This window comes from Pseudalkalibacillus sp. Hm43 (genome assembly GCF_051842935.1).
Taxonomy (GTDB): domain Bacteria; phylum Bacillota; class Bacilli; order Bacillales; family Fictibacillaceae; genus Pseudalkalibacillus.
Genome location: NZ_JBPXRR010000001.1, coordinates 2,965,675 through 2,992,244 on the forward strand (window position 1 = coordinate 2,965,675; position 26,570 = coordinate 2,992,244).

The 26,570-nt window shown below is 45.4% G+C and carries 21 protein-coding genes and 1 riboswitch; of the genes, 8 read left to right on the plus strand and 13 right to left on the minus strand.

What is annotated here, in order from left to right:
* Positions 1–56: 56 nt before the first annotated feature.
* The 5 genes from argS to speE all read right to left on the minus strand — a co-directional run bounded on the left by argS (position 57) and on the right by speE (position 6,440).
* On the minus strand, positions 57–1,727 hold the full coding sequence (argS, locus tag ACSVDE_RS15390) for an arginine--tRNA ligase (protein WP_439301735.1): 1,671 nt from the start codon (positions 1,725–1,727) through the stop codon (positions 57–59).
* A complete protein-coding gene (locus ACSVDE_RS15395) occupies positions 1,724–2,161 on the minus strand; it encodes a DUF1934 domain-containing protein (RefSeq protein WP_439301736.1) in 438 nt (145 codons plus the stop codon). Before ACSVDE_RS15395 ends, argS begins: the two co-directional genes overlap by 4 nt.
* A gap of 91 nt (positions 2,162–2,252) precedes the next feature.
* Positions 2,253–4,352, minus strand: a complete 2,100-nt coding sequence (locus tag ACSVDE_RS15400) for a PAS domain S-box protein (RefSeq protein ID WP_439301737.1) — start codon at positions 4,350–4,352, stop codon at positions 2,253–2,255.
* Positions 4,353–4,724: 372 nt separating this feature from the next.
* A complete protein-coding gene (gene speB, locus ACSVDE_RS15405) occupies positions 4,725–5,597 on the minus strand; it encodes an agmatinase (protein ID WP_439301738.1) in 873 nt (290 codons plus the stop codon).
* Between the two features lie 15 nt (positions 5,598–5,612).
* Entirely contained in the window at positions 5,613–6,440 is an 828-nt protein-coding gene (gene speE, locus ACSVDE_RS15410) for a polyamine aminopropyltransferase (RefSeq protein WP_439301739.1), read from the minus strand.
* 227 nt (positions 6,441–6,667) lie between these two features.
* Here speE and ACSVDE_RS15415 point away from each other — a divergent pair, with 227 nt between their 5' ends.
* Entirely contained in the window at positions 6,668–8,734 is a 2,067-nt protein-coding gene (locus ACSVDE_RS15415) for a transglycosylase domain-containing protein (RefSeq protein ID WP_439301740.1), read from the plus strand.
* A 147-nt stretch (positions 8,735–8,881) separates the two neighbouring features.
* On the opposite strand, the gene ACSVDE_RS15420 is transcribed toward ACSVDE_RS15415, so the two are convergent.
* Complete coding sequence (locus ACSVDE_RS15420; protein WP_439301741.1) at positions 8,882–9,424, minus strand: YwhD family protein; 543 nt, start codon at positions 9,422–9,424, stop codon at positions 8,882–8,884.
* A 352-nt stretch (positions 9,425–9,776) separates the two neighbouring features.
* On the opposite strand from ACSVDE_RS15420, the gene ACSVDE_RS15425 reads away from it, so the two are divergent.
* On the plus strand, positions 9,777–11,087 hold the full coding sequence (locus tag ACSVDE_RS15425; protein WP_439301742.1) for an NCS2 family permease: 1,311 nt from the start codon (positions 9,777–9,779) through the stop codon (positions 11,085–11,087).
* Positions 11,088–11,278: 191 nt separating this feature from the next.
* Positions 11,279–12,148, plus strand: coding sequence for a glycerophosphodiester phosphodiesterase (locus ACSVDE_RS15430; protein WP_439302022.1), 870 nt, complete (start codon positions 11,279–11,281; stop codon positions 12,146–12,148).
* A 41-nt stretch (positions 12,149–12,189) separates the two neighbouring features.
* Here the strand turns inward: ACSVDE_RS15430 and ACSVDE_RS15435 are convergent, their stop codons facing one another.
* The 6 genes from ACSVDE_RS15435 to ACSVDE_RS15460 form a co-directional block, all read right to left on the minus strand.
* Complete coding sequence (locus ACSVDE_RS15435; protein WP_439301743.1) at positions 12,190–12,561, minus strand: DUF1992 domain-containing protein; 372 nt, start codon at positions 12,559–12,561, stop codon at positions 12,190–12,192.
* Between the two features lie 222 nt (positions 12,562–12,783).
* Complete coding sequence (locus tag ACSVDE_RS15440) at positions 12,784–13,827, minus strand: ribonucleotide-diphosphate reductase subunit beta (protein ID WP_439301744.1); 1,044 nt, start codon at positions 13,825–13,827, stop codon at positions 12,784–12,786.
* Positions 13,817–16,045 carry a ribonucleoside-diphosphate reductase subunit alpha gene (locus ACSVDE_RS15445; protein ID WP_439301745.1) on the minus strand — a complete coding sequence of 743 codons (2,229 nt, stop codon included), beginning with the start codon at positions 16,043–16,045 and terminating at the stop codon, positions 13,817–13,819. Before ACSVDE_RS15445 ends, ACSVDE_RS15440 begins: the two co-directional genes overlap by 11 nt.
* Before the next feature lie 161 nt (positions 16,046–16,206).
* Positions 16,207–16,416, minus strand: a riboswitch (cobalamin riboswitch).
* 203 nt (positions 16,417–16,619) lie between these two features.
* A complete protein-coding gene (locus ACSVDE_RS15450) occupies positions 16,620–17,129 on the minus strand; it encodes a YwgA family protein (RefSeq protein ID WP_439301746.1) in 510 nt (169 codons plus the stop codon).
* 13 nt (positions 17,130–17,142) lie between these two features.
* The gene (locus ACSVDE_RS15455) at positions 17,143–18,435 is read right to left on the minus strand and encodes an HD domain-containing protein (RefSeq protein WP_439301747.1); all 1,293 of its coding nucleotides are present in this window, start codon (positions 18,433–18,435) and stop codon (positions 17,143–17,145) included.
* A gap of 1,022 nt (positions 18,436–19,457) precedes the next feature.
* The gene (locus ACSVDE_RS15460; protein WP_439301748.1) at positions 19,458–20,705 is read right to left on the minus strand and encodes a dicarboxylate/amino acid:cation symporter; all 1,248 of its coding nucleotides are present in this window, start codon (positions 20,703–20,705) and stop codon (positions 19,458–19,460) included.
* A 358-nt stretch (positions 20,706–21,063) separates the two neighbouring features.
* Here ACSVDE_RS15460 and ACSVDE_RS15465 point away from each other — a divergent pair, with 358 nt between their 5' ends.
* Complete coding sequence (locus ACSVDE_RS15465; protein WP_439301749.1) at positions 21,064–21,906, plus strand: lipoate--protein ligase family protein; 843 nt, start codon at positions 21,064–21,066, stop codon at positions 21,904–21,906.
* Between the two features lie 19 nt (positions 21,907–21,925).
* Here the strand turns inward: ACSVDE_RS15465 and pta are convergent, their stop codons facing one another.
* Positions 21,926–22,897 (minus strand): phosphate acetyltransferase, encoded by a 972-nt coding sequence (gene pta, locus ACSVDE_RS15470; protein ID WP_439301750.1) that lies wholly within the window; start codon positions 22,895–22,897, stop codon positions 21,926–21,928.
* Positions 22,898–23,439: 542 nt separating this feature from the next.
* On the opposite strand from pta, the gene ACSVDE_RS15475 reads away from it, so the two are divergent.
* The 4 genes from ACSVDE_RS15475 to gerQ all read left to right on the plus strand — a co-directional run bounded on the left by ACSVDE_RS15475 (position 23,440) and on the right by gerQ (position 26,290).
* The gene (locus ACSVDE_RS15475; RefSeq protein ID WP_439301751.1) at positions 23,440–24,216 is read left to right on the plus strand and encodes a sporulation protein; all 777 of its coding nucleotides are present in this window, start codon (positions 23,440–23,442) and stop codon (positions 24,214–24,216) included.
* 215 nt (positions 24,217–24,431) lie between these two features.
* Positions 24,432–25,178, plus strand: coding sequence for a hydrogen peroxide-dependent heme synthase (hemQ, locus tag ACSVDE_RS15480; RefSeq protein ID WP_439301752.1), 747 nt, complete (start codon positions 24,432–24,434; stop codon positions 25,176–25,178).
* Positions 25,179–25,311: 133 nt separating this feature from the next.
* Complete coding sequence (locus ACSVDE_RS15485; RefSeq protein ID WP_439301753.1) at positions 25,312–25,743, plus strand: cell wall hydrolase; 432 nt, start codon at positions 25,312–25,314, stop codon at positions 25,741–25,743.
* A 91-nt stretch (positions 25,744–25,834) separates the two neighbouring features.
* Positions 25,835–26,290 (plus strand): spore coat protein GerQ, encoded by a 456-nt coding sequence (gene gerQ / locus ACSVDE_RS15490; protein WP_439301754.1) that lies wholly within the window; start codon positions 25,835–25,837, stop codon positions 26,288–26,290.
* Positions 26,291–26,570: the final 280 nt, after the last annotated feature.

The following is a 26,570-nucleotide window of genomic DNA, read 5'->3' on the forward strand; positions in this document are numbered from 1 at the left end:
AACAAATGATGCTCTCTGCATTAGTATGACAGAGAGCATCTGAAAATATGTTTCTCTTACATTTTTTCCGGAGCGGAAACTCCGATTAGTTTCGTTCCGTTCTCTAACGTCTGTTGAACTGCTTTCATCAACTTATATCGAGCTTTACTTTGCTCTGGTTGTTCATCATCCAGTACACGCTCTGCGTTATAGAAGCTGTGAAGTGCAGATGCCAATTCAAACAGATAATTCGTCATGCGGTGCGTCGAGAGTGTCAACGCAGCATCATCCACTGCTTCCGGGAATTCACCAAGCTTTTTCAACAGGTCGAATTCTTTCTCCGAGTTGATATAAGACAGATCGACATCCTCTTCAAAAGAGTACCCCTTCTCTTCACCCTGTCTGAGCATGCTGCATACCCGCGCATGCGCATATTGGATGTAGTAGACCGGATTCTCGTTCGAACGGGAAACAGCCAAGTCCATATCGAAATCGAGGTGAGAGTCCGAGCTTCTCATTGCGAAGAAATAACGCATTGCATCAACACCGACTTCATCCATCAAATCTCTTAGCGTAACTGCTTTACCGGTACGCTTACTCATCTTCACCTTTTCACCGTTCTGGAACAAGCTGACGAGCTGGATGATTTGAATTTCGAGTTGATCTCGATTGTATCCCATCGCTTCGACCGCGGCCTTCATACGCGGAATGTAGCCGTGGTGGTCTGCTCCCCATACGTTGATCAGCGTTTCGAATCCACGCTTGAACTTGTCATAGTGATACGCGATGTCTGGTGTCAGATAGGTGTATGTCCCGTCATTTTTAATCAAAACGCGGTCCTTATCGTCACCGAAGTCCGTTGTTCTGAACCAAGTCGCTCCATCTTTTTCGTATGTGACGCCTTTTTCACGTAGCATATCCAACGCCTGGTCGATTTTACCTGACGTATAAAGGCTTGTTTCAGAATAATACTCATCGAAGTTCACTCGGAATTCAGCCAGGTCCGCTTTGATTTTCTCAAGCTCTTTTTCTAGTCCGAACTCGCGGAAAAATTGCAAGCGCTCTTCCTGATTGTAATGGACGTACTTGTCTCCGTCCTTCTCAACCACTTCTTGCGCAAATCCGATGATGTCTTTTCCGTAATAGCCATCTTCTGGCATAGTCGCTTCTTTTCCTAACGCCTCCAGGTACCGTGCTTCAAGGGAAAGGGCGAGGTTATGGATTTGGTTACCCGCATCATTGATGTAATACTCTCTTCCTACCTCATATCCCGCTTTATCGAGCAGGTTGCAGAGTGTGTCGCCGACTGCTGCTCCTCGTGCGTGCCCTAGATGAAGGCTTCCTGTCGGGTTCGCAGACACGAACTCGATCTGCACCTTTTTGTTATTACCAGTGTTCGTCGAGCCGTATTCTTCACCTGCATCAATGATCGTCGGAATCAGCTTCGTCAAATACTGATTATCCAAGTAAAAGTTGATGAATCCCGGACCAGCGACTTCAATTTTTTCAATGGAAGCTTTCGAACGATCGAAGTTCGCGACCATATCTTCTGCGATCTGACGTGGTGCTTTTTTCGCAATACGCGCAAGCTGCATCGCCATATTCGTTGCAAAGTCTCCGTGGTCTTTATTTTTCGGAAGTTCCAGTACGACGTCTGGCAACTGATCTTCTTTTGCGAGTCCAGCTTTTATAACAGAGTCAGCAATTTCTTGTTTCAGTAGCTCTTTCACCTGTTCAACAATTGTCATTCTTCTTCCCCTCTCAGCTTGATTTCCAGTTCATGATATCCAGCCTCTTCACCCTGGAAAAGGACCTGGTAATTCAAAGACAGTTTCCCTTCCTGGCTGTTTTCATGCCACTCGAAACCCATCGATTCTGTTCTTGTAGCGATTTGGATCGGACCATACGGACTTTCGTACGTTCCTTCTTTCAAACTCCCCGGCGCAAACCGTTGTTTCATTGAAACGGCTCCGCTGCGGATGATCGTTATATCTTCGTCTTTGATTTTTATCGTCGTATTCACTTGATCCGTGTCGTTCAGCATTTCATCGTAACGAAGGTATACAGTGTCCGCCTTTCTGAGAATCGTTCCGTCAGAAGTGAGCTTTGTATCCTCATTTTCACCCGAATCTGTAATTTTAGTATGTAACATGACTTTTACAGGAATAGGATTAGCGTCCATACTGTTTCACACCCTTCATTCTTCATTAACCTACACATTATATAAAAAAAGCGCCACCTCTTTCAAGGTGCAGCGCCATAGGGAAATTTTTCTAGGAGGATGGCAACGGTAGAAGAACGTCGACTGTCGTCCCTTCACCAACGACACTTGAAAAATGCATCGTCCCTTTATGATCTTTGATGATTTTGAAGCTGACCATCAAACCGAGCCCCGTTCCCTTCTCTTTTGTCGTGTAAAAAGGTTCGCCGAGTCTGGAAAGACGATCTTCAGGTATGCCAGGCCCCTGATCGATGACTCGGATGAGAAGCTGGTCATCTTCTGTTTTTCGACAGGTGACGATGATCTTTCCGCCATCCTGCATCACTTCTATTGAGTTTTTGATTAAATTGATGAAAACCTGTTTCAGCTGGTTTTCTTCGCAATCGATCTCTAGATCATCACCCTCAAAATCCACGATGAATTGAATGTTATGCAAATTCGCTTGTCCTTCCAGCAACTTGAGGACGTGTCGTATGAGGTGTCCGATTTTTTTCCTCTGAAAACAAACACTCTGAGGCTTTGCCAGGACGAGCATCTCGCTGATGATCTGTTCAATGCGATTGAGCTCAGATAACACGATTTGATAATAGAGATCCTTCTCCGGCACGCCGTTCTCCATCATTTGGATGAACCCTTTAATGGAAGTGAGCGGGTTGCGGATTTCATGGGCAACCGCAGCAGCCAGCTCCCCGACTACGGTGAGCTTTTCGGATCGGCGTAGCAGTTCTTCGGATCGTTTTTCCTCCGTAATATCCCGCAAGATGCCATACATACCGACAATCTCATTTTCAACAATCATCGGGAAGCCGACGACACGGACACTGATGGTTTTGCCATCCTTCCGCAACATCCGCTTTTCGAACTTGACCGTCTTGCCCTCGAAGATATTTTTATAATGAACCTTCGTCTGTTCCCAATCTTCCGGCAAGATGAAATCGGAATAATGCAGACCGATTTGTTCTTTTGCTGTAAAACCGGTGATTTTCACGATAGCCGGATTGATGCTCGTGAGCTCACCATTCAAATTGATGGAATAGATGCCATCTGGATTGTGCAGGAATAACGAGCGATAGCGCCGTTCACTTTGTTGAAGCGACCGCTTCGCGTGATTTTTCTCGGTCACGTCCCGGAAAACGGCTAACACATACGTCTTGCCGTTTTCTTTAATCGGAATCGACTTTCCTTCCATCTCCAACACTACACCGTCAGGACGGACGATTTTCAACGGGAAGAGCTGTTCCACCCGTGTACCTTCCATCACTTTATTGATTCGTTGCATGGAATCATTGTAATCTTCCATATGGATGTACCGGGAAATATCTTGTCCGATGAGCGCATCTTTGTCTTCCACACCTAAAAGCATGGCAGCGACATCATTCAAATATATGATTTTTTCTGAGTCGTGGAGACAGACTGGATCTGGCGAATGCTCTACGAGTTGCCGGTAGCGTTGTTCGGATTCGAGAAGTGCTTCCTGAGCCCTTCGCAGTTCAGAGTTGTTCCTCGCTACACAATAAGCCCCATCCAATTGTCCATTCGTGTAATACGGAATATGAGTGAATTGAAACTCGATCCTTTCACCCATTTTCGATTCCATATGGATATCCTGGGTAAAGATGTTTCCTTCGTTAATCTGTTGGAGACACTGTTTGGCATCTGCCTTGTTCGTTGTTGCGAAAATGTCCGTCAAATGCTTGCCGTTGAGCTGATTTCGATCGTAAGAAAGGATTTGAAGACAAGCCCAATTGACCTCTAAGATCGTGCCTTCCAGATCGATCATCAGAATCGGCACATCATTTTGGTAAAAGAGAGAATTGAATGGCTGATCCGCATCATGATCATCCTCCATTTTACGTACGAGGAGATCGATGACGCCGTTAGGGTGTTGATAGGAACAAACTTTAATGTGAGCGGTGTTCAGTGGAGTGTTCCATTCTGTCTGGAGCCACTTCCCTTGTTGTATGTGAAAAACATTGATCTGTTCAATAAAATGATGGATGTTATGCTGTAAAATCGGTTCACCGAACCAATCGTGGACCTTTTGGTTTGAATAGGAAATTGAACCATCTGGTTGGATTCGTATGAATCCGTCGGATAGCTGGTCAATCATGGACTGATTCAATTCCATTGAAGCAGCAGATATAGGTTGCACACTACCTTCTCCTTTTCGTCTGTTACCTATAGATTAGACTCTGGAAGAGATATTCCTTCTTTCGGGCAATTTGGGGTCGTATTTTGTTCATTATTGAATGCGGAGAGCACAGATTCTGTATGAATGTCGTAATTTTTGTTTGAAACCACCGAAGATTGATAAAAAACACGTGAAACATCGTTATTTCCAATAAAAAACGGGTTATTTCCCATAAATTTTGAGATTTATAGACCAGATTCGGAAATTATAGACCAGATTCAGGATTTATAGACCAAAATACGAAATTATAAGCCAAATCGAGAAATTATAATCCAAATTCAAGATTTATAATCCAAAAAACAGGATGACCCTATCGGCCATCCTGTCATTTCGTTATTTTACCCATCCGAGAAGCATTTCACGGATGAATTTACTTGCTGCGATTGGTGTTTGTTCAGAGTGGTCGTAGATTGGCGCTACTTCGACAAGGTCTGCACCGATGACGTTCACGTCGGACTGCGCGATGAGGACGATTGCTTCGAGCAACTCTTTCGAAGTGATGCCGCCCGCTTCTGCAGTACCTGTTCCAGGTGCATGCGCTGGGTCGAGTACATCAATGTCGATCGTGACATACACGTTACGTCCAGCTAATTTCGGAAGCACTTCCTTCAAAGGTTCAGCCACATCGAACTTCGACATGTGCATGCCGGACTCTTTTGCATATTGGAACTCTTCCTTCATACCAGAACGGATTCCGAATGAATAGACATTCTCCGGTCCGATCAACTCGCACGCCTTACGGATCGGTGTTGAGTGGGAGAGCGGTTCTCCCTCATATTCTTCACGTAAATCTGCGTGTGCATCGATATGGATGATCGCGAAATCGTCATACTTCTTGTGAAGCGCTTTGAACACCGGCCAAGAAACGAGGTGTTCGCCACCGATTCCAAGTGGAAATTTCCCCATGTCTAATATTTTACCGACATAGTCTTCAATCATGTCGATGCTGTTTTGTGGATTCCCGAACGGAAGCGGGATATCTCCTGCATCGTAAAACTTCACTTCTTCCAGTTCACGGTCCATGTACGGGCTGTATTCTTCCAGTCCGAGAGAGACCTCACGGATTTTAGCTGGACCGAATCGGGATCCTGGGCGGAAGCTGACCGTCCAGTCCATCGGCATGCCATAGATAACGACCTGGCTCTCTTCCAAATCAGGGTGACTTTTGATGAATACATTACCAGAATAAGCTTCTTCGAATCGCATGTTGTGCTGGCCCTCCTATTCGACTAGATCACGCACGAATTTCGGCAGCGCGAAAGCAGCCGCGTGTAATTCCTTTGTGTAGTACTTCGTTTCGATGTCGTGGAAACGGTCTTCTTCCACTTTTAACGGATCATGTTTCTTCGATCCGATCGTGAACGTCCACAATCCGCTTGGATACGTCGGGATGTTCGCTGTGTAAAGGCGCGTCACAGGGAAGATTTCTTTCACGTCACGGTTCACTTGAGAAATGAGGTCCGCCTTGAACCATGGGTTGTCAGTTTGTGCGACAAAGATTCCGTCCTCTTTCAACGCTTTAGAGATTCCTTCATAAAATCCGCGCTCAAACAACTTAGCAGCAGGTCCGACTGGCTCAGTGGAGTCTACCATGATGACGTCGTATTCGTTCTCGCTTTTCGCAATGTGCATGAACCCGTCGTCCACTTGTACGTCAACACGCGGGTCGTCTAAGTCGCCTGCAATTTCTGGCAAATATTTTTTCGAATACTCGATGACTTTCCCGTCGATTTCAACCAGAACCGCCTTCTCAACTGAAGGGTGCTTCAACACTTCACGAATGACACCGCCATCGCCGCCTCCGACAACAAGTACATGTTTCGGGTTCGGGTGCGTGAATAGAGGCACGTGCGCAACCATTTCATGATAGACGAACTCATCCTTCTGCGTCGTCATGACCATGCCGTCCAATACGAGCATGTTTCCGAATTCTTCTGTTTCAATCATGTCCAAGCGTTGGAAGTCTGTCTGCTCTGTATGTAACGTACGCTTGATTTTCGCCGTGATTCCAAAGCGTTCCGTCTGTTTTTCCGTGTACCATAATTCCACAGCAATCACCTCATCTATTATCGTTGAATCTTATTTTGAATTGTATCATAGCTCTACATTCCATCTCGAATCAGAACAAGAAAAGTATACTGGAATCCACCGTTTTTGCAAGCAAAATTTATTTCCAGAAATGCCGCTATGAATAGACGTTTAGAATCTATGAAACCCTCCCATACTAGTAAAAATAACTTTTGTACGGAAAAAGTTTACGAGGGAGGGGAAACCGGATGGAGCTTATAAAAGTAGAAGACTTGAGAAAGACGTGGAAGTGGGCGTGGTTATGGATCCGCACACTCTTACTATTGTCTATACCCGTTGTTGTGCTCGGACTTTTTTTCCTTATATATATCAATGTTCTTGGCCCTCCACCGTTGAAGGTTCCGCAAACGACCATCTTTTATGGGTCGAACGGTTCGATCATTGGAGAGCATGAGCCACTCGGGCAGAATCGTTTCTGGGTGAAGCTCGATGACGTCTCCCCTCACCTTGTCGATGCGACGATTGCGGTTGAGGACCGTCGTTTTTACAGCCATCACGGGTTCGATTACAAACGGATCGCGGCTGCCCTTTTAGCAGATATCAAGGCCGGAGCGAAGGTACAGGGCGCGAGTACGATCACCCAGCAATATTCTCGGAATCTATTTTTGGCCCCTGATAAAACGTGGGAGCGAAAGCTGAAAGAAGCGTTCTACGCAGCTCGGATCGAGGCCAATTACACGAAGGACGAGATTTTACAAGGCTATCTCAACACGATCTATTACGGGCACGGACATTATGGCGTTGAAGCTGCGGCTCAATATTATTTCGGTAAGTCATCGAAAGAGCTGAATCTGGCGGAAGCGAGTCTTCTGGCTGGTGTGCCGAAGGGTCCGACGTATTACAGCCCGATTAAAAATATCGAAAATGCGAAAGACAGACAGCAGATCGTCTTGGACGCGATGGTCGCAACCGGCACGATCTCGGAAAAAGAAGCGGTGGACGCATACAAGACGCCGATTGAAATCGTCGGAAAATCCGCTTTACCAGAAGAAAAGGCTTCCTACTTCCAGGACGAAGTGGAATATTTATTGAAAAACAAGGTCGGACTTGACCCGGATGAGGTGGAGCTTGGCGGATATCACGTCTACACGACACTGGATCCGAAGCTACAGAAAAAAGCGGACTATTGGGTGGAAAATACGATTCCTGATACATCGAGCATCCAGGTCGGAATGGTCGCAATTGATCCGAGGACCGGTGACATCAAGGCGATGGTCGGAGGACGGTCGTACGAAGAAAGCTCATACAACCGGGCGACTCAGGCGCGCCGCGCACCTGGTTCAACGTTCAAGCCGTTTTTATATACGGCAGCCCTTCAAAAAGGTTATACGCCTTCGAGTCTATTGAGAAGTGAACGGACAACCTTCTATGAAGGAGAGGAAAACCAATATACGCCGGAAAACTTCGGGAACTATTATGCAAACGAAGAAATCACGCTGGCTCAGGCGGTGGCATTGTCCGATAACGTTTATGCGGTAAAAACGAACATTTTCATCGGGACGGATCAGCTTGTAAAAATGGCGAAGAAATTCGGAATCAAGAGTGAACTTTCCTCTATTCCTTCCCTTGCGCTTGGTACGAAACCGGTCGGTGTACTTGAAATGACTTCAGCGTACAGCGTGTTTGCGAACAACGGAGAAAGGAGCGAGCCTCGCTTCATTAAGAAGATCGTCGATTACAAAGGCGATGTCGTGTATGAACAGGAAGTGGAGAGGAAGCAGGTCATCGAGCCTGAATACGCGTATGTGATGACGGATCTGATGCGTGGGGTGTTTGATGAACGGCTGAATGACTATACACGCGTGACCGGAGCATCAGTGAGTGGATTGATCGACCGGCCGACAGCAGGAAAAACCGGTTCGACGAACTATGACAACTGGATCATCGGATACACACCACAGCTCGTAACGGGTGTATGGACGGGTTATGACAAAGGGAAAACGTTGCACGAATTCAATGACGTCCTGTATTCAAAGAATATTTGGGCACACTTCATGAAGGATGCCATGGCCAATCGTCCAATCACTCAGTTTTCCAAGCCAAAAGGTGTCGTCGCGGTAAGTGTCAATCCGGACACTGGGCTGCTTTCCAACAAAAACTGTCCCGAAAAGCGTGTGTCCTACTATATCGCCGGGACAGAACCGACACAGTATTGCGAAGGAAAAGCCGTGGAAACAAAGGATGAAAAACCAAAACCTACCAATGAGCCTCAACCAGGGTTGTTCAAGCGAATCTGGAACTGGCTTGCGAGTTAATTAATGAAAAAGGGACTGACTACAATGATGTAGCCAATCCCTTTTTCTGTCCTAGTAAATATGTGTGTAAAGAAAAGAATAGTTTCATTTTACTTCATTTTGTCGAAGACGCACAGAACTTTTTCATTTTGTTCAAAAAAGGTTCAATTATTCTCCAAGCGCGTTTTTCACATCTTCACTCGCGCGATTCCAAAACTCTTCATTATGATCAATCAAGAACTTTTTCAAGAGCGCTTTGGATTTGTCATCCATGCGGTCGATCACGACCCGTTTTTTGAGCGCTTTATCCATGTTGTTCACATGTTCCGGCATACTCTTGTACCCTCTTCTTGCTTCCGCATCGACCTGTAGCTCACACGCGCCCAGTCCTGCGTAATAGGGTCCTTCACCAGAAGCGTCCACCATCACCCAAACAAGCCAATAAAGCTTCGGATTTGGTGCATCCTCACGGTTTGCGGTGAATTTGATACGCTTTTCAACTGAACTCCGGGCATGAAGTGCGCCCATATCAATGAACACTTCTTCTTCAGCTGGATCGACAAAGATGGGCGTGACATTATTCAAGTTGATGGTTCCGACACCGTAACCACCGTGCCCGTCCGTCGAATCACCACTCAAGATCGTGAAGCCTTGTTTTTTCTTCGGCTTATTTCCATCTTGATTATTATTGTTATTAAAGAGATCTTTCAAGATCAAAACCTCCTATATTGTTAAAAGTTAATTTCATTAAAATTCACTCCCTTTCCGCGGGCGAACCGCAAGCCTCCTCACTTCCACAGGACGAGTTATCCTCAAGTCCGTTGCGGGGTCTTGCCTGGCTCGCTATTCCCGCAGGAGTGTCGTGAATTTTTATTGAAATCAAATAAAACATACGAATTTCAAACTATAAGTACCATTCAGTATGCCTTCTAATGTATGGTTTTATCTTATCATACTATACAAATCTTATGAATGATTGTGAATTCTCCCTTGCATCATGCACCAAAAACGAATATTATATTGGATGGTCATAATAATTGTTCGTATTTTGGGGGTTATTCTCATGTTATCGAATTTTTTCAAGCTTCAAGAAAACAATACGACGTTCCGAACGGAAATCATTGCGGGGATCACGACATTTCTCACAATGGTCTATATCGTCGTCGTCAATCCAGGGATATTAAGTGAAGCAGGTGCGCCATTTGACGCTGTCTTCATGGCAACGATCATCGCGACCGTCGTCGGGACGTTATGGATGGGATTGTTCGCGAATTATCCGATTGCCATCGCACCTGGTATGGGATTGAATGCCTACTTTGCTTACTCCGTCGTCGGCGGTATGGGGATTTCATACGAAGTCGCATTCGGTGCTGTTTTCATCGCTGGTATCTTATTCGTCATTCTTTCTTTGACACCTTTCCGTAAAAAGTTGATCGAAGCGATTCCTTCGAACTTGAAACACGGAATCACAGCTGGAATCGGGTTATTCATCGCGTTCATCGGATTGCGTATGACAGGACTAGTCGTTTCCCATCCAGTGAACCTTGTCGCGTTAGGTGACCTTCATTCTCCAACCGTCATTTTGACATTGGTCGGTCTGGCCATCACATTGATCCTGATGGCGTTGAACGTACATGGTGCCTTATTCTTCGGTATCGTTGCAACAGGGACAATCGCCTTTTTAACGGGACAGTTGGAGTTTAAAGAAGGCGTTGTCGGCGCACCTTCCATGCCCGAAGCGTTCATCTTCGGAAGTCCGATCACAGCTTTTGTCGACATGTTCCAATATGGATTATATGCAGCCGTGTTTTCTTTCCTACTTGTCACGATCTTTGATACGACCGGAACGATGATCGGGGTGGCTGAGCAAGCCGGTCTCATGAAAGGCAACAAAATGCCACGAGCACGACAGGCATTGCTTGCGGATTCTGTCGCCACTTCTGTCGGAGCGATTTTCGGAACAAGCCCGACAAGTGCTTACATCGAGTCCTCATCAGGAGTTGCCGCTGGCGGACGTACAGGATTGACGAACGTTGTTGTTGCATTTTTGTTCCTGATGGCGATGTTCTTTGCTCCGCTAGTAGGTGCGATTTCAGGTTTGGCAGCCATCACCGCTCCAACCTTGATCATCGTCGGAAGCTTCATGCTATCGAGTCTTGCGAAAATTGACTGGAATACATTTGATGAATCGTTCCCTGCGTTTTTGATCATTTTGACGATGCCGTTGACGTCAAGCATCGCGACAGGAATTGCACTCGGATTCATCACGTATCCTTTATTGAAAATCGTTCGTGGGAAATGGCGTGAGGTTCATCCGCTCGTCATGCTTTTCGCAGTATTGTTTTTCATTCAACTGGCTTTCGTACCACACTAAAAACAAGCCAAACCGCCTGATATCAGGCGGTTTTTTTATACCTAAAGACTCATTGATGACAAACAGATGTCATTTAGAGCGACCATCGACCTCCTTTTCTTTAGAATCCTTCATCTCTTATTCATAGGCCCTCAATAGAGCAGCTCTAACATAAGGGGTGAAATGAAGAATAAAGAGGAGATGAGAAGATGATTCAAACAAAATTCAAACGGTTTAGCTTGTTGCTTTTTACTTTTACAATGATGGCGCTTTTGGTTGCATTGACTCCAGTCCAAGTGGTCGCTGAAGATGAGGATGACGAAGACCAGCGTGTTGAGGTCGTCGCTCACCGAGGAGCTGCCGGATATGCACCTGAAAATACGATGGCGGCCTTTGATAAAGCTGTTGAGATGGATTCCGACTACATTGAACTCGATGTACAGATGAGTAAGGATGGTGAACTGGTCGTCATTCATGATACAACCGTCGATCGCACGACAGACGGTACTGGAAAAGTTGGCGAACTTACATATGCGGAGCTTCGAGCGTTGGATGCGGGAAGCTGGTTTGCTCCTGAGTTTAAAGGTGAACACCTTCCGACATTAGGTGAGGTTTTGGATGAGTACCGTGGAAAGACGAATTTTTTGATTGAGTTGAAGGCCCCTTCCCTCTACCCTGGAATTGAGGAAAAAGTGGCTGACGCTCTGGAAGCGAGAGATATGGATGAGCCCGAAGATCATTCCGTCATCGTCCAATCATTCGATTTCAACTCTATGCAAATTTTCAACGAATTGAGCGATGAAGTGCCGGTCGGAGTGCTCACTTGGAAGTCAGAAGACTTAACACCTGAAGCGTTGGAAGCATTTACGGAATATGCAGATTACGTCAATCCGAGTAAAAGTAAAGTGAACCGTGCGCTCGTTGAGGAGATTCATGGGCTTGAGATGGGGATCATGCCTTGGACTGTCCGCGCCCAAGAAGACGTCCAACCGCTGTTGGATGCAGGAGTGGATGGCATCATCACTGACTACCCTGATTATGTTCCGAGCTCATCAGAAGAAGATGAGGAAGACGAAGATTAATTTAAGTAGGGACTGTCTACGCGACAGTCCCTTTTCATCAATTATGATTCGTTTGGCAAGTAATCTTCCAGCTTCAGTTTACGCTTTTGGGCTGGCGGTGGACAGCTTAAATTGAAGTTGAAAATCTTTTTGTTGATCTCCTCGACGTATTTCCGAATGTTGTATTCACTCGAATACCCCGCTAGCTCTGCTTTCATTTTTTCAATATCCTTGTCCATTTGGATCCAGGCCGGTAGTACATTGTTGTTTTTCAGTACTTTGTTCAGGAGGCGATCTGGATTATAGGAGAGGTCCCCATCAAGCTCTAGTGGTTTCCCTTTCCCCTTTAAGTTGTCGAACATGCCTTCTTTTTCAGAACGTTTGATGATTTCTCCGATGTGATCCTGGTAATAAAATTCATCATTGTTACTCATGTCGCACCCTCCTCGAAATTACTACTTCCTATTATTAGTAATACGAGATTAGGCACGAAAATCCCCGCCCATTTAATGTCAATTGTATGACAAAAACGACGAGTGCCAGGCACTGAACAGAAACCCTTGCGGGGCAAGGGCTTTCTTTCGGTGCCTGGCACCGACTCAAACCCGTTGCGCCCAAAGGTATCTGTGACGGTACCTGGTACTGTCTGATTCTGGTTACAGTTCGTCGAAGCCGTTGTCCTCGGAGACTTTCGTGTATTGGCGAGATTTTTGTTCGAAGAAGTCGCTTTTCCCTTCGTTGACGGATTCGTACGCTTTGATCCATGGCATCGGATTCTTCCGATGTTCAGGAAATGGTCGCTCTGCTCCGAGCTGGTTGACTCGGATGTTCGAGATGAACTTGATGTACGCATCGAGCTCAGAAGTCGAGATCCCAGGGAAGCGGTCACCGATAATGTATTTCCCCCATTTGATTTCAAGCTCTGCCGCTTTTTTGAAGGTTTTCTCCACAAAATGTGCTGCTTCCTTTTTATCCAAATCGAACTCTGCAACCACAGCTCCGTATATTTTCGTAAACAGGTTCACGTGCAGCTGTTCATCCCGATTGATGTAGTTGATCATCGTCGAGGTGGAGACCATCCTCTGATTCCTGGCCAGGTTATAGAAGAAGCTGAATCCCGAGTAGAAGTTCAGCCCCTCCAGCACAACATCGTAAACGATTGACTCCAGGAATGTTTCAGGAGTCGGATTGTTTACGAACGCTTCATAACCCTCCATGATGAACTCGTTCCGCTCCTTCAGAACCGCATCATGCTTCCAGTACTCGAAGATCTCATCCTGCTTCCCTTTATCAACTAGGCTCGACAATACATACGAGTACGATTGGTTATGGACGACCTCCTGAAAGGCGAGTACGGTCATCAATGCCGTCAGGCTCGAGTCCGTCAGGTAATTGGCTACCCGGTTCGCATAATCCGTCTGGATGCTGTCCAAAAAGGCAAGCAGCCCGATGATTTTGTTGAAGGCATCCTGCTCATCCCGAGCGAGTTCCGCATACTGTTTCCGATCGCCGGACATGTTGATCTCAAACGGCGTCCAGAAGTTCGAAAGCATCTGCTTATAGAGTGGATACGCCCATGAATAACGGACATCATCCCAGTTCAATACATTCGAGCTTTGCCCATTCAAAATGCCAGTCGAAGCGTTCGGCGCATCTGGTACATAAAGCTTCCTCTCTTTCAAAGTCTGATCAGCTTTCACAGGAATCACATCCTTCCACATCTTCATGGGAGGTCGAACGGACGTAATAAGTCGTTTTCAATCCTGATTTCCACGCTGACAGATGTAGGTCCAACAGTTCTTTCGCTTTCACTGTATTTTTTACATATAGATTGAACGAAATGGACTGATCGACATGGCGCTGCCGTGCCGCATTTTGGCGGATGCTCCATTTTTGGTCGATTTCATATGCACTTTTGTAAAACCAGGTCGTTTCAGGTGACAGATCAGGGGCAGTGACAGGAATTTTCGAGCTCTTTTTCTCTTCGGCATATTGCTTTTTGAAAATCGGGTCGATACTCGCTGTCGATCCGGCAATGATGCTTGTCGATGCGTTCGGTGCGACCGCCAGCAGCCAGCCGTTCCGAATTCCGCCTGCCTGAACTTTTTCCGCAAGCTCCGTCCATTCTTCGCCTTCGTAACCACGTTCTGAAAAATATCGCCCCGTTTCCCAATCACTGCCTGCAAACGTCGGATAGCTGCCCTTCTCTTCTGCTAACGTCTGACTCGCCTGGATGGTCAGGAAGTTGATTTTTTCATAAAGTTCATCGGCAAACGCAACCGCTTCTTCCGATTCCCAGCGGATCCCTTTTTTCGCGAGAAGATGATGCCAACCGAATGTACCGAGCCCAATCGCGCGGTATTTGTCATTCGTTAGGACCGCCTGTTTCACTTCAATTTTATCTTTATTCAACTCGATCACATTGTCGAGCATCCGGACCTGGATCGGAATCACCCGTTCCAGCGCATCTGCTTCTACGACTCGCGCAAGCGACAAGCTCGACAGGTTACAAACGACGAAATCACCCGGAGTTTTCGTGATGATGATCTTCCCGTCAGCGGTCACTTCTTCCTCAACCGTCGTGGCCGTTTGGTTTTGCGTAATTTCCGTACAAAGATTCGTACAATAGATGATGCCTTCATGGCGATTGTTGTTCAGCCGGTTGACCGTATCCTTGTAGAACATGAAAGGACCTCCGGTTTCGAGCTGGCTGATCATGATTCGCTTCATGATGTCGATCGCGGGCACTTTATCTTTCGAAAGAAGCGGATGATTGACGCATTCCTCATACCGCTCCCGGAAACTCCCTGCGCCTTCTTTTTCATCGTAAAAATCATCGAGCTCGAATCCCATCATCTTCTTCACTTCATGCGGATCGAACAGGTACCAATCTTCACGCGCTTCCACTTTTTCCATGAACAGATCCGGTAAGACGACACCTGTAAAAAGGTCGTGTGTCCGCTGACGCTCATCGCCATTGTTCAGCTTCGCGTCCAGGAAAGCGAAAATATCTTTTCCGAACACCGGGTAGTAGACCGCAATCGCTCCGTTCCGCTGCCCCAGTTGATCGACATTCACCGCGGTCGTATTGAGCTGCTTCATCCAGGCGATAACCCCTGATGACGTGTTTTTATACCCTTTGATATCGGAGCCTTTGCTGCGGATCTTCCCAAGATAAACGCCTATTCCGCCCCCAGCTTTACTGAGCATGGCGATGTCTGTGTTCGAGTCGTAAATGCCTCGCAGACTATCATCCACGGTATCAATGAAACACGAACTCAACTGGCCATGGGCCTTGCCCGCATTTGATAGAGTGGGGGTCGCGACCGTCATGTACAGGTTGGATAGCACCCAGTACGCTTCTTTTACCAGCTCTAATCTCTGTTCCTTCGTTTCTGGCATCATCAAGGTCATCGCAATGATCATCCACCGTTCTTGTGGGAGCTCGAATAGATTCCGCTCATGATCTCTTGCTAGATAACGATCGGCTAACATCCGGACGCCTGCATATGTAAGAAGGTGGTCTCTCTCTGGAGCGATGACTGCTTCTAATTCAGCGACCTCTTCTCTCGTATAATGGTTGAGGAGTTCCAGGTCGAAAATTCTCCGCTGCACGAGTTCATTGATCAGACCGTAAAAGTCTTGATAAGGGCCGCCTTGGAATCGGTTCATAGATGCTTCCTCATAGAGGGAATGCAGATAGATTCTGGCGCAAACATATGTCCAGTCGGGTTCTTGTTGAGTGATTCGCGCCAACCCTTCTAATAGGAGCAGATTAGTGTCAGGGTCTTTTTCTTTATCCGTCGATTGGATCGACACTTTACGGAACAGACCGTTTACATCCAATTGGGGAAATTCCTTTTGAAGTTGTTGTTTCAGTCGGCTTGTTGCTGACTTTCTTTTCACTTTTGTGATCATTCTTATTCCTCCTCTGTATATAAAAAAACCACTCGGAGGGAGTGGTTGAAACGGAGACGGAATGAATGACCGTATCATCAAACTCGTCGATTGAGGACGAGCATTGTTAGACATACGTCATATGTAACGCCTACGCTTCAACCCTCAATCCCCGAAGAATTGAAACACTCAAGCGGCAGGCAGGTCTACTGACTTATGCTTCATCCTACTAGGAACCTTCCCATATAAGCACCTATTGCTAGACTGACTTATACAGTGGTCACTTCCGTTCGTCCACAATTACAGTTGCGGGGACAGCTCTGGACTTACACCAGATTCCCTTTTAAGCCTCTAAATACATGGATAGAGGCACCCGACACTCGAATTCATCAATATATTGTGTTGTCCACTATAGAATCTCACTAAATATAGCACGTGTCAATAGGCAGTACCAGGTACGGATCAGAAACCCTTGCAGGGCAAGGGCTTTCTTTCAGTACCTGGTACCATAGGTCTTTTGAATTAAAAAACACTCGCCACGCGGGGTGGGAGTGTTTTTCTTCAAATCTCTTCTTCTCAGCCTATCCAATTGCTCTTACGATACGACCGTTTGTTTCTTCAAGTCATCGATATAGTTGAACGCTTCTTCAATTTCTTCTGTCGTATACTTCTGTTTCTGTTTGACGGTCTGAACCTTCTCTACGATTTCTTCCTTCGCCAAGTGGTCGAAATAAAGAATGGTAGAAATCAGTTCCAAGATGCGGGAAGGCTGCTCGTTCATCGATGTCACACAAGATTGAAGCGGCTCAAGCTCCAGATCATAGTGCTTCAAGAATTGCTCTCCTTGTTCCGTCAACACGTACCGATATTGGTAATATCCCGACACTTTCTCCTTCATCTCTTCCAAAAACCCTAAGTTACACAGTTCTTCGACTCGAAGCGTCAACTCTTCCGAATACGGCCCGTAGAAATGGAATTGATACTTCTCCCCGAATGGAAACTTCAGCTTCTTGGCAATGTAGACCATCTTCTGCAGCTTTTTACGACCTACTACTTCCCTCGCATAATTGAACAATGCAATCAACCGCGCATGATGCTCAAGCACGTTGAATCCCCTCCTAAAAATCTAATATCTCACTGATCTTTCTCTTTATATCTTGATCTTCTATCTGTTCGATTAAGTCTGATGGATAATACAATTTATGATCTGTCCGTTTCTTACCTGAAATCGCCTCGACTACCGTCGACTCTCTTGAGAGCTCTCGATACTCTCCTCTTTTCGTCAACAAATGGATCGGAAGCCGTTCTTCTTCTTCACCCGGACGGTAAAAGTCATACGGTAAGTCGGATGAAGAATCGACAATCAAGTAATAATCCGGGTCGATACCCGCTTTTACAAAGTACGTATACAGCTTGTGCCAATCTTCCATATGGACATTCGGATTGAACTCCATATACTTGAACAGACGACGGTTCAAAAACCGCTCGCACAAATCCCGAAGAATCGGATCGTCTTCTTCTTGCCATGCTTGGAAATAAAATTGAATGATGCCTTCGTCCAGTTTTATGTAATCATCAAGCTTGACTTCGCCTTTGAACAACGAAATGAAATGAAGCGGTTCAAGTTTGAACTTGTATCCTTCTTCATACAAGGACTTCGCACGGTTCAGAATCTTCGACAGGATGACCTCGGCACTTCGCGTCACCGGATGGAAATAGACTTGCCAATACATTTGATATCGGCTCATGATGTAATCTTCTACAGCATGCATGCCACTTTGTTTGATGACAACCTGATCTTCCTTCGGTCGCATCACCCGGAGAATCCTTTCAATATCGAATTGTCCATAACTCACACCTGTAAAATACGCATCCCTTAACAGATAATCCATGCGGTCCGCGTCAATCTGACTGGAAATCATACTGACAACGAGCTTATTCTCGTACGTCTTCGCAATGACTTCAGACACTTTTCTAGGAAAATCATCATCTACCCTTTTCAATACCTCGTTCACTTCGGTATCTCCAAGGATGATGGCTTGTGTAAAATCTTCATGATCGAGATCGAACACTTTTTCAAATGAATGGGAATAAGGGCCATGACCCACATCGTGGAGCAATGCTGCCGTCAAACAGAGGATCCTCTCTTCTCCATCCCAATGCGGTCGGTTTTGGAAAATCTCCGTAATCCGGCGAACGATTTCATATACACCAAGCGAATGGCTGAATCGGCTATGCTCAGCGCCATGAAACGTCAAGAAAGTCGTTCCGAGCTGTCGGATCCTTCTTAAACGTTGAAACTCTTTCGTTCCGATCAAGTCCCAAATGATACGATCACGTACGTGGATGTACCGATGGACAGGATCCTTGAATACCTTTTCTTCGTCTAATTGTTGCTGCATATAGCTCATTGCCTGGCTAGTTCCCCTTTCATCTCACTTTACGAATGTAAAACTTTTCAGCAAGGATGTGAATCGAGGTAGGTGAAAAGTTCAAGTGTAAAGTATGAGTGCAACTATGGCTCTACCTTCACCAAGGCTGGGCATCGCCAAGTTTTCTTTATCCGTATCCAGAAAAGTATCTATGCTTATTAGTACCACGAAAAACGAATGATTATGTTTTTTGATTCGACAATAGTTAATTATATATTCTTCAAAAGAAGAAAAAAACCTCTTGAAAAATCTTGGCCAGACTTTCCATTACTTCTACAGAGGGTTTCAGCTTGGAAAAAATATTTTCAAGATAAATAGACGAAATTCAGTACCTATCTTTTGGTCAGCAAAAAGGCTGTCATCTTTAGGTAAAGGATTCCACTTAGAGGCGCAAAATCAAAATTAAAAAAGACTCGTTTATTTGACGAGTCTTTTGTCTATACAGAATGGAACTTGCTTCTTATTCTATTAAAGCCCCTGGATAATTGAGTAAGCATGACTGATTCATAAATTTAACGGACATTGAGGCCCTTATTTCTATAAAACAGTCGTTTTCACTAAGCTTAACGGACATAGGAGACCTTATTTGCGGCAAAATCATCAAAAACAAGGTGCTTTTCAAAAAATAGCTTACCAGATGTCCGTTAGCACCCCGAAGTTAGCGTTTTTGACACAGATAACGGATCTCATGTCCGTTCAACTTGCCGAGACTCCTCGAAAATGAAAATTGCATTTTCTTCATGCGATGTAACACTGCTGAGGCTTTCCTTGTCCTGCGAGAACAGCGGGACAGGGAGAGCATTCACTTTTTAAAAGGATCTTCGACTAAGACCCACCACGTCCTGTGGTGAACGTCGAAGCCAGCACATCCTGTGCAAGTGAGTTGGCTCACCGCACGACCAGTGGAAAGCGAGCACCTGAAGCGGGATCAACTACTATAAAAGTTTGCGAAAACAGCAAAAAAAGAACTGACTCAACAATGAGTCAGCTCCTTACTGCATTTAAATATCCAAATCTGCTTGTGGTTGTTGTGGACCACCGTGCTTTTCTTCTGATTTCGCAACGATGACGGCACAAGATGCATCACCTGTGATGTTGACTGCAGTACGTGTCATATCAAGTAGTCGGTCGACACCAAGTACGAGTCCAATCGCTTCGACTGGAAGTCCGACTTGGTTCAATACCATGGCAAGCATGATCAGTCCGACCCCTGGAACACCTGCGGTACCGATACTCGCAAGAACTGCTGTCAATACGACAGTTACGAGGTCAGCCATAGATAGATCGATTGCATAAACTTGCGCGATGAAGACCGTCGCCACACCCTGCATGATCGCTGTACCATCCATGTTGATCGTTGCTCCGAGCGGCTGCACGAAACTGCTGACCTGTTTTGGCACATTCAAGTTTTCTTGTGCTGTTTTCATGGAAACAGGCAGTGTACCACTACTGCTGGACGTACTGAATGCCACGGACATTGCTGGCGCAAAGCCTTTGAAGAATGCAAGTGGATTCATTTTTCCAAGCGTAGAAACCGCTGTTCCGTAAGTCAAGACAGCATGAATCAAGAGTGCGAGTACGACGGTTCCGAAGTATAGTCCCATCGCTTGCAGCGCCTCGAGTCCGAAGCTTCCGACTGCAGAAGCAATCAATGCAAACGCACCATAAGGAGCTAAGATCATGACGATATTGACGAGATACATCAGAATTTCGTTACCTTCTTCAAGTAAACGATGCACCGCTTTCGTCTTCTCACCTAACACCGCAACTGCAAATCCTACGAAGATCGCAAATGCGATGATTTGAAGCATATCCCCTTTCGCCATCGCGTCAATCGGGTTGGTCGGGATGATGTTCAGAATCGTGTCCACCACTGGAGGTGCTTCAGCATCCTCCTCAAAATTGGCTTGCTCTGTATCAAATCCTCCACCTGCTCCAGGCTGGATGAGTGTCGCTAATGATAAAGCGATTACAAGTGCGATTGAAGTGGTCACCAAGAAATAACCAATCGTCTTTCCACCGATACGACCGAGCTTTTTAGGATCTCCGATACCAGCAGCTCCAAGCGCAATTGAGAAGAAGACAATCGGAACGACGAGCATCTTGATCAGATTCAAGAATAATTTTCCGACTGGACTGAAAATGTATTTATCCAGAACATCAAAAGCGTCAGCTGCAAAGATATTAAGTAATAGTCCGACAATAATACCTACAACTAAACCGATGATGATTTGTATGCTTAGCTTCATAGTTCTCCTCCTATTAATTCTACGATTTGAATTTGTCTATCGATTATTTTCTAATTGTTTAGGAAAATTGTCAAATGTAAATATAAAACATTTCGTATCTTTATACATTTTCACCCTGCTAAAGCACTGATATGTAAGCTATTGTAAGAATATCCCTTGCTAGAAACTAACAAGAAAACGCATTCTTTTATGCAAAATCTATACACTCTCGAGCAATGCGCGCATACCCCATTTTTATATTCCCAAACTGCTCCTCACATATGCAAAGAAAATTCGACATCCTTCGTAATTCGTAGATTTGAATATTTACAGGACATGCTATAATAGAACGGTTGAGTTTTAAAGGAGATTTGGAACAATGGAAGATAAGAGTAAACAGCTGTTAGCACAACCGAAATGGAGAATAATCGATCAGACGACGCTAGGAGATTCATTCCATGCACTTCAATCGTTTGCGATGGACGATACACTATGCAGTTCCATCGGATCTGAGGATTCACCCCCAACAGTCCGGGCCTGGGTCCATCAGAAGACCGTTGTCCTTGGCATCCAAGATAGTCGCTTACCTGAACTGCACGAAGGGGTAAAGTTTTTAGAATCTCAAGGGTATCAAGTGATTGTCCGCAATTCTGGCGGGCTGGCTGTCGTATTGGATCATGGGGTTCTGAACCTGTCCTTGATTTTATCGGAAAAGAAGAACAAGATCGACATCGACCAGGGGTATGATGCGATGGTCTATATGACACGCAGGATCCTGGAAAAATACGGTTTGAGCTTTGATGTGGTAGAAATCAGCGATTCCTATTGTCCTGGGAAGTTCGATTTGAGTATCGATGGGAAAAAGTTTGCGGGGATTTCGCAGCGGCGTTTACGTGGTGGTATCGCTGTCCAGATTTATCTTTGTGTAACAGGCTCTGGTGCTGATCGAGCTGCATTGATTCGTGATTTTTATGATAAAGCAAAAAGTCATGAGTCTATGAAGTTTACTTATCCGAAGGTCAATCCCGAAGTGATGGCATCGTTGTCTGAGTTGGTGGGTAAGGATCTTACTGTCAGCGACTTGATGAGGGATGTGCTTTTGTTCTTGAAGGAGCAGGATGCAGACCTGTTGTCCTCTCACCTTTCCATCACTGAAATCAATCAATATGACTTCTATCTGAAACGAGTGGTCGATCGTAATAATAAAGCACTGGAGCAATGACTCCAGTGCTTTTTTTGACTTATAGGGATTGCATGGCTGTAATCAATGCGAGCTTGTACACATCTTCTGTATTACAACCTCTGGAAAGATCATTGACCGGCTTGTTCAAACCTTGTAGTACAGGTCCGATCGCTTCAAAACCGCCCAATCGTTGGACCATCTTGTATCCGATGTTTCCAGCTTCAAGTCCAGGGAATACGAACACATTCGCTTTCCCTTCCAGTGGAGAATCGGGTGCTTTTTTCGCAGCAACTTCTGGTACGAATGCCGCATCAAACTGAAGTTCACCGTCGACTGGGAAATTTGTACCTGCTTCGTTCAACAAGCTGACCGCATCGATGACTTTTTGCGTTTCATCCGACTTTGCCGATCCTTTCGTGGAAAAGCTGAGCATAGCGACTTTCGGATCAATACCGAAGATGCGTGCCGTTTCAGCACTGGTCGTTGCAATTTCTGCTAGATCGGATGCAGACGGGTTGATGTTGATGGCGCAGTCGGCCATGATGTAACGCTCATCTTCTTTAACCATCAAGAATGCACCTGACGTACGCTTGATGCCGTCTTTCGTTTTAATGATCTGCAGAGCCGGACGCACTGTATCTGCAGTTGAATGCACTGCCCCACTTACGAGACCTGCCGCTTGATCGGTGTATACCAGCATCGTTCCGAAGTAGTTCACATCCATGAGGATTTCCCGTGCTTCCTCTTCACTCACTTTACCTTTACGGCGCTCCACGAACGCTCGTACAAGCTCATCAAAGCCTTCGTACGATCCTGGAGAAACCACATCTACATAATCAAGGTCTACGCCTTTATTCGTAAGATCAGTACGAATGACTTCCTCGTCTCCTAGTAAAATCGGTTTGATGATTTTCGTTTCTGCAAGTCTTGCTGCAGCTTCCAGGATACGTGGGTCTTCACCTTCCGGAAAAACGATGGAAGGATAGTTTGCTTGAAGCTTCTGCTCCATTGCTGTGAACATGTTCGCCATGTCAAAGTCCTCCTTTTTACAATCCGTATATATTCAAGGCTCTTAGCCAGTATGGTTCAACGTCAAAAAGACCTACTCTTTATTTCATTTCCTACAATACTCTTTTTTAACCGTGGACGAAACCAAAAAAATTTCGGAAAGCGCTTTATTGGAGAAGTTTTTAATTTCTTAATTCTTCAACACTTTATACAGTCATTAATGCTCCTCCTATCCTAGGGATCAAATGAAGCCCTACAAGTAAACTTGTGTTCTTCATTTGCTACCCAAGAGTCGCTACGCTTTCAAAATACTTTTAAAGGGGGAGCATTGAGGAATATGCTTCGGGGTCCCACTTTTAGGGTTAATCATGTTGCAGAGCTTCGTTATGTTAAGTTTTGTTTGATTTTTTTGAAACTTGATGACGGGTCGTTCGTATAAGGAGTAAAATGGATTTACAGGAATGCTTGTCATTCTGTATTTAGGTTTGATGTCGTTCTTCAGGGTACTTTCCCGTAACGCGTCGAACTTGAACATATCATTTTGTAAAAGGAAGGGGTAATTAGATGTCTTTCGTAAACCGCATGCTCGCTAGTGTAGGAATCGGCTCTGCTGTCGTTGATACGAAGCTTGATGGTAGTACATTCCAGGCTGGAGGGAACATCCATGGTGTCGTCCACATTAAGGGTGGTAAGGTTGAGCAAAATATCGATGAAATCCATATCTATTTAATGACGGAATATCTTCGTGAAATGGATGATAATACCGTTACTGAAACACACGTACTCGGTAAATATCGTGTTTCTGAACCGTTCACGATCGCCGCGAATGAAGTGAAGGAAATCCCGCTCTCTATCCCACTTCCTTATGATGTCCCATTATCTGTTGGACAGACACCGATCTGGTTGAAAACGGCGCTGGATATCAAGCAAGCTGTCGACCCGACCGACAATGATTACATTCATGTCGTTCCACACGACCTTGTAGACCGCATCTTTTCAACTGTAGAAGAGCTTGGATTCCGCTTGAAAAAGTCCCAATGTCTTCATGTGAAAAGACACATGCAACGCAATCATCCATTTGTACAGGAATTTGAATTCGTGCCTTCGTCTGGATCGTTTCGTGGTGAGTTGGATGAGATTGAACTTGTCCTCTACCCTGACCAAAACCATGTTCAGATGTTGATTGAAGTAGATAAACGAGGTAAAGGCCTTTTCGGATTCTTAGAAGATGCATTGGATTTGGACGAACAAAAGTCCATGATCAGCATTTCTCGTGCGGATGCCGAAGACCCACAAAGACTCAAGCAAATGTTCGAAAACCACATTCGTTCATATATGTAAAAATGATAGACTCGTCGACTGACGAGTCTTTCCTTATGAAAGCCCATCCTGTCCTCCATTTTCTGTTTTCCCCGTTTTTAGGTACTCATTGCGCTCTCCCTCTCTGTTAAATCTGCCAAAGTGGTGCTCTTTTTTAGGTTTCAGGGGTTTTGTGATATGATAGAGGCGGTGTAAAAACAGTTATAATAGTTTACAGGATAAAGGAGTGTCTAATGATGAGCGAAGCAGCGAAAACATTAGATGGCTGGTATTGCCTCCACGATTTCCGCACGATGAACTGGACAGCTTGGAAGTCCCTTTCAAGTGATGAGCGTGAGCATGCCATCCAAGAACTACTTACATTTTTGGAAAAGTGGGAAGTAACGGAAGCACAGCAAAAAGGCAGTCATGCATTCTACACGATTGTCGGTCAGAAAGCAGACTTCATGATGATGTTACTCCGCCCTACTATGGAAGAACTGAACGAAATCGAAACAGCTTTCAATAAAACGACGTTCGCTGAATATACAATTCCGACGTATTCTTACGTATCTGTCGTAGAATTGAGCAACTACATGGCTTCTAAAGACGTCGATCCTGAAACGGATCCTATGATCCAAGGCCGTCTGAAGCCGACCCTACCGAAATGGGACCACGTCTGCTTTTACCCGATGGACAAGCGTCGTGAAGGTAACGACAACTGGTACATGCTTTCCATGGACGAGCGTCGTGACATGATGCGCAGCCACGGCATGATCGGCCGCGGTTATGCAGGGAAAGTGAAGCAGATCATCACCGGTTCTGTCGGTTTCGACGATTGGGAATGGGGCGTTACATTGTTCGCAAATGACGTACTCCAATTCAAAAAGCTCGTATACGAAATGCGTTTCGACGAAGTAAGTGCACGCTTCGGCGAGTTTGGCTCTTTCTACGTCGGCAACATCCTGCCGAAGGAAAAAGTAAGCTCGTTCCTCGCAGTGTAACAACCTATACAGGTATCAAACGGCCCTCACTTAGAGGGCTGTTTTTTTATACACAAATACCGTCCTTCCTTCTTTTTTCCCAACTGAAGTCATACGTATAATAAGTGAAAGCCTACTTCACGGGGGTGACATCATGGGAGTGGTCAAGGCGACCCAGGAGGACATCAAAACACTCGCGAGATTGATGCGCGCTGAGGCAGAAGGAGAAGGAAAACAGGGCATGCTCATGGTCGGCAATGTCGGAGTCAATCGTGTCAAAGTACGTTGTCTCGATTTCAAAGATATCAATACGATTCCCAGAATGGTCTTTCAATCGCCAGGTGGATTTGAAGCGACCCAGAAGGGATATTTCTATCAACGGGCTCGATCAAGTGAGATCAGATTGGCGAAACGCGCCATTGCTGGAGAGAGATTTCACCCAGCCTCGAATGCGCTCTGGTTTTTCAAGCCTGGCGGAAGCTGTCCAGCCCAGTGGTTCAACCAGTGGAATTCCGGCCGTTTCAAATCGCACTGTTTCTATATTCCTACCGAATCCGATTGTCCAGAGGCGTACAACACCTATTAGGGGTGTGCCTCATTTTTCATAGTCATAAGTTATACGAGCGTCGAGTATACCTGTTTAATAGGGAGTACTATTGAAGATGGGGAGGTTTGTTATGAACTATCCGAATAATCGCCAAAACCAAGGTGGGATGATGCAAGGAATGCCGGGAATGCCTGGTATGTCCGGTATGCAAGGGATGCCAGGAATGGGTGGAATGCCTGGTATGCAGGGAATGGGTGGAATGCCTGGCCAGTTCCCATCCGGATTCCCTGGTGCTTCGCAAATGAATGGGCAGCTTCCAATTGAACAGTCCTATATAGAAAATATCCTTCGACTGAACCGTGGAAAAGTGGGTACTTTCTATATGACGTTCGAAGGTAATCCGAAGTGGCCGGCAAAGATTTTCAAAGGGGTCGTAGAGGCTGCGGGTCGTGACCATATCATCATCAGCGATCCGGAAACAGGAAAACGCTATCTTCTCTTAATGGTTTATCTCGATTATGTGACGTTTGATGAGGAAATCGACTATTTTAATCAAAATGAATTGGTGAACTATTCACCGAGGTAAAGAAAAAGGCGATTCTTCCCACTCTTTTGGCTGGATGTGGAGGAATCGCCTTCGTTTTGATGTCATCTTGCGCTTGTTTTCATAGCAAAACAGAATTATAGCTCAGTTTTGCGTTATTTCCCATAAAAATCGGTGTATTTCCCATACAAAATGAAAATTATAGATTAGATTCAGAAATTATAGACCAGATTTCAGATTTATAGACTAAATTCGGAAATTACAATCCAAAACTCAGATTTATAATCCGAATTTCGGAATTATAATCCAAATCCAGAATTTA

Bases quoted from the DNA above. Each gene is read 5' to 3' on its own strand.
- ACSVDE_RS15395 (WP_439301736.1), bottom strand. From the start codon at position 2,161: ATGGACGCTAATCCTATTCCTGTAAAAGTCATGTTACATACTAAAATT.
- ACSVDE_RS15460 (WP_439301748.1), bottom strand. From the start codon at position 20,705: ATGAAGCTAAGCATACAAATCATCATCGGTTTAGTTGTAGGTATTATT.
- gerQ (WP_439301754.1), top strand. From the start codon at position 25,835: ATGAACTATCCGAATAATCGCCAAAACCAAGGTGGGATGATGCAAGGA.
- argS (WP_439301735.1), bottom strand. From the start codon at position 1,727: ATGACAATTGTTGAACAGGTGAAAGAGCTACTGAAACAAGAAATTGCT.
- ACSVDE_RS15485 (WP_439301753.1), top strand. From the start codon at position 25,312: ATGGGAGTGGTCAAGGCGACCCAGGAGGACATCAAAACACTCGCGAGA.
- ACSVDE_RS15455 (WP_439301747.1), bottom strand. From the start codon at position 18,435: ATGAGCTATATGCAGCAACAATTAGACGAAGAAAAGGTATTCAAGGAT.
- ACSVDE_RS15425 (WP_439301742.1), top strand. From the start codon at position 9,777: ATGTTATCGAATTTTTTCAAGCTTCAAGAAAACAATACGACGTTCCGA.
- ACSVDE_RS15475 (WP_439301751.1), top strand. From the start codon at position 23,440: ATGTCTTTCGTAAACCGCATGCTCGCTAGTGTAGGAATCGGCTCTGCT.
- speB (WP_439301738.1), bottom strand. From the start codon at position 5,597: ATGCGATTCGAAGAAGCTTATTCTGGTAATGTATTCATCAAAAGTCAC.
- hemQ (WP_439301752.1), top strand. From the start codon at position 24,432: ATGAGCGAAGCAGCGAAAACATTAGATGGCTGGTATTGCCTCCACGAT.
- ACSVDE_RS15445 (WP_439301745.1), bottom strand. From the start codon at position 16,045: ATGATCACAAAAGTGAAAAGAAAGTCAGCAACAAGCCGACTGAAACAA.
- ACSVDE_RS15415 (WP_439301740.1), top strand. From the start codon at position 6,668: ATGGAGCTTATAAAAGTAGAAGACTTGAGAAAGACGTGGAAGTGGGCG.
- ACSVDE_RS15435 (WP_439301743.1), bottom strand. From the start codon at position 12,561: ATGAGTAACAATGATGAATTTTATTACCAGGATCACATCGGAGAAATC.
- ACSVDE_RS15465 (WP_439301749.1), top strand. From the start codon at position 21,064: ATGGAAGATAAGAGTAAACAGCTGTTAGCACAACCGAAATGGAGAATA.
- pta (WP_439301750.1), bottom strand. From the start codon at position 22,897: ATGGCGAACATGTTCACAGCAATGGAGCAGAAGCTTCAAGCAAACTAT.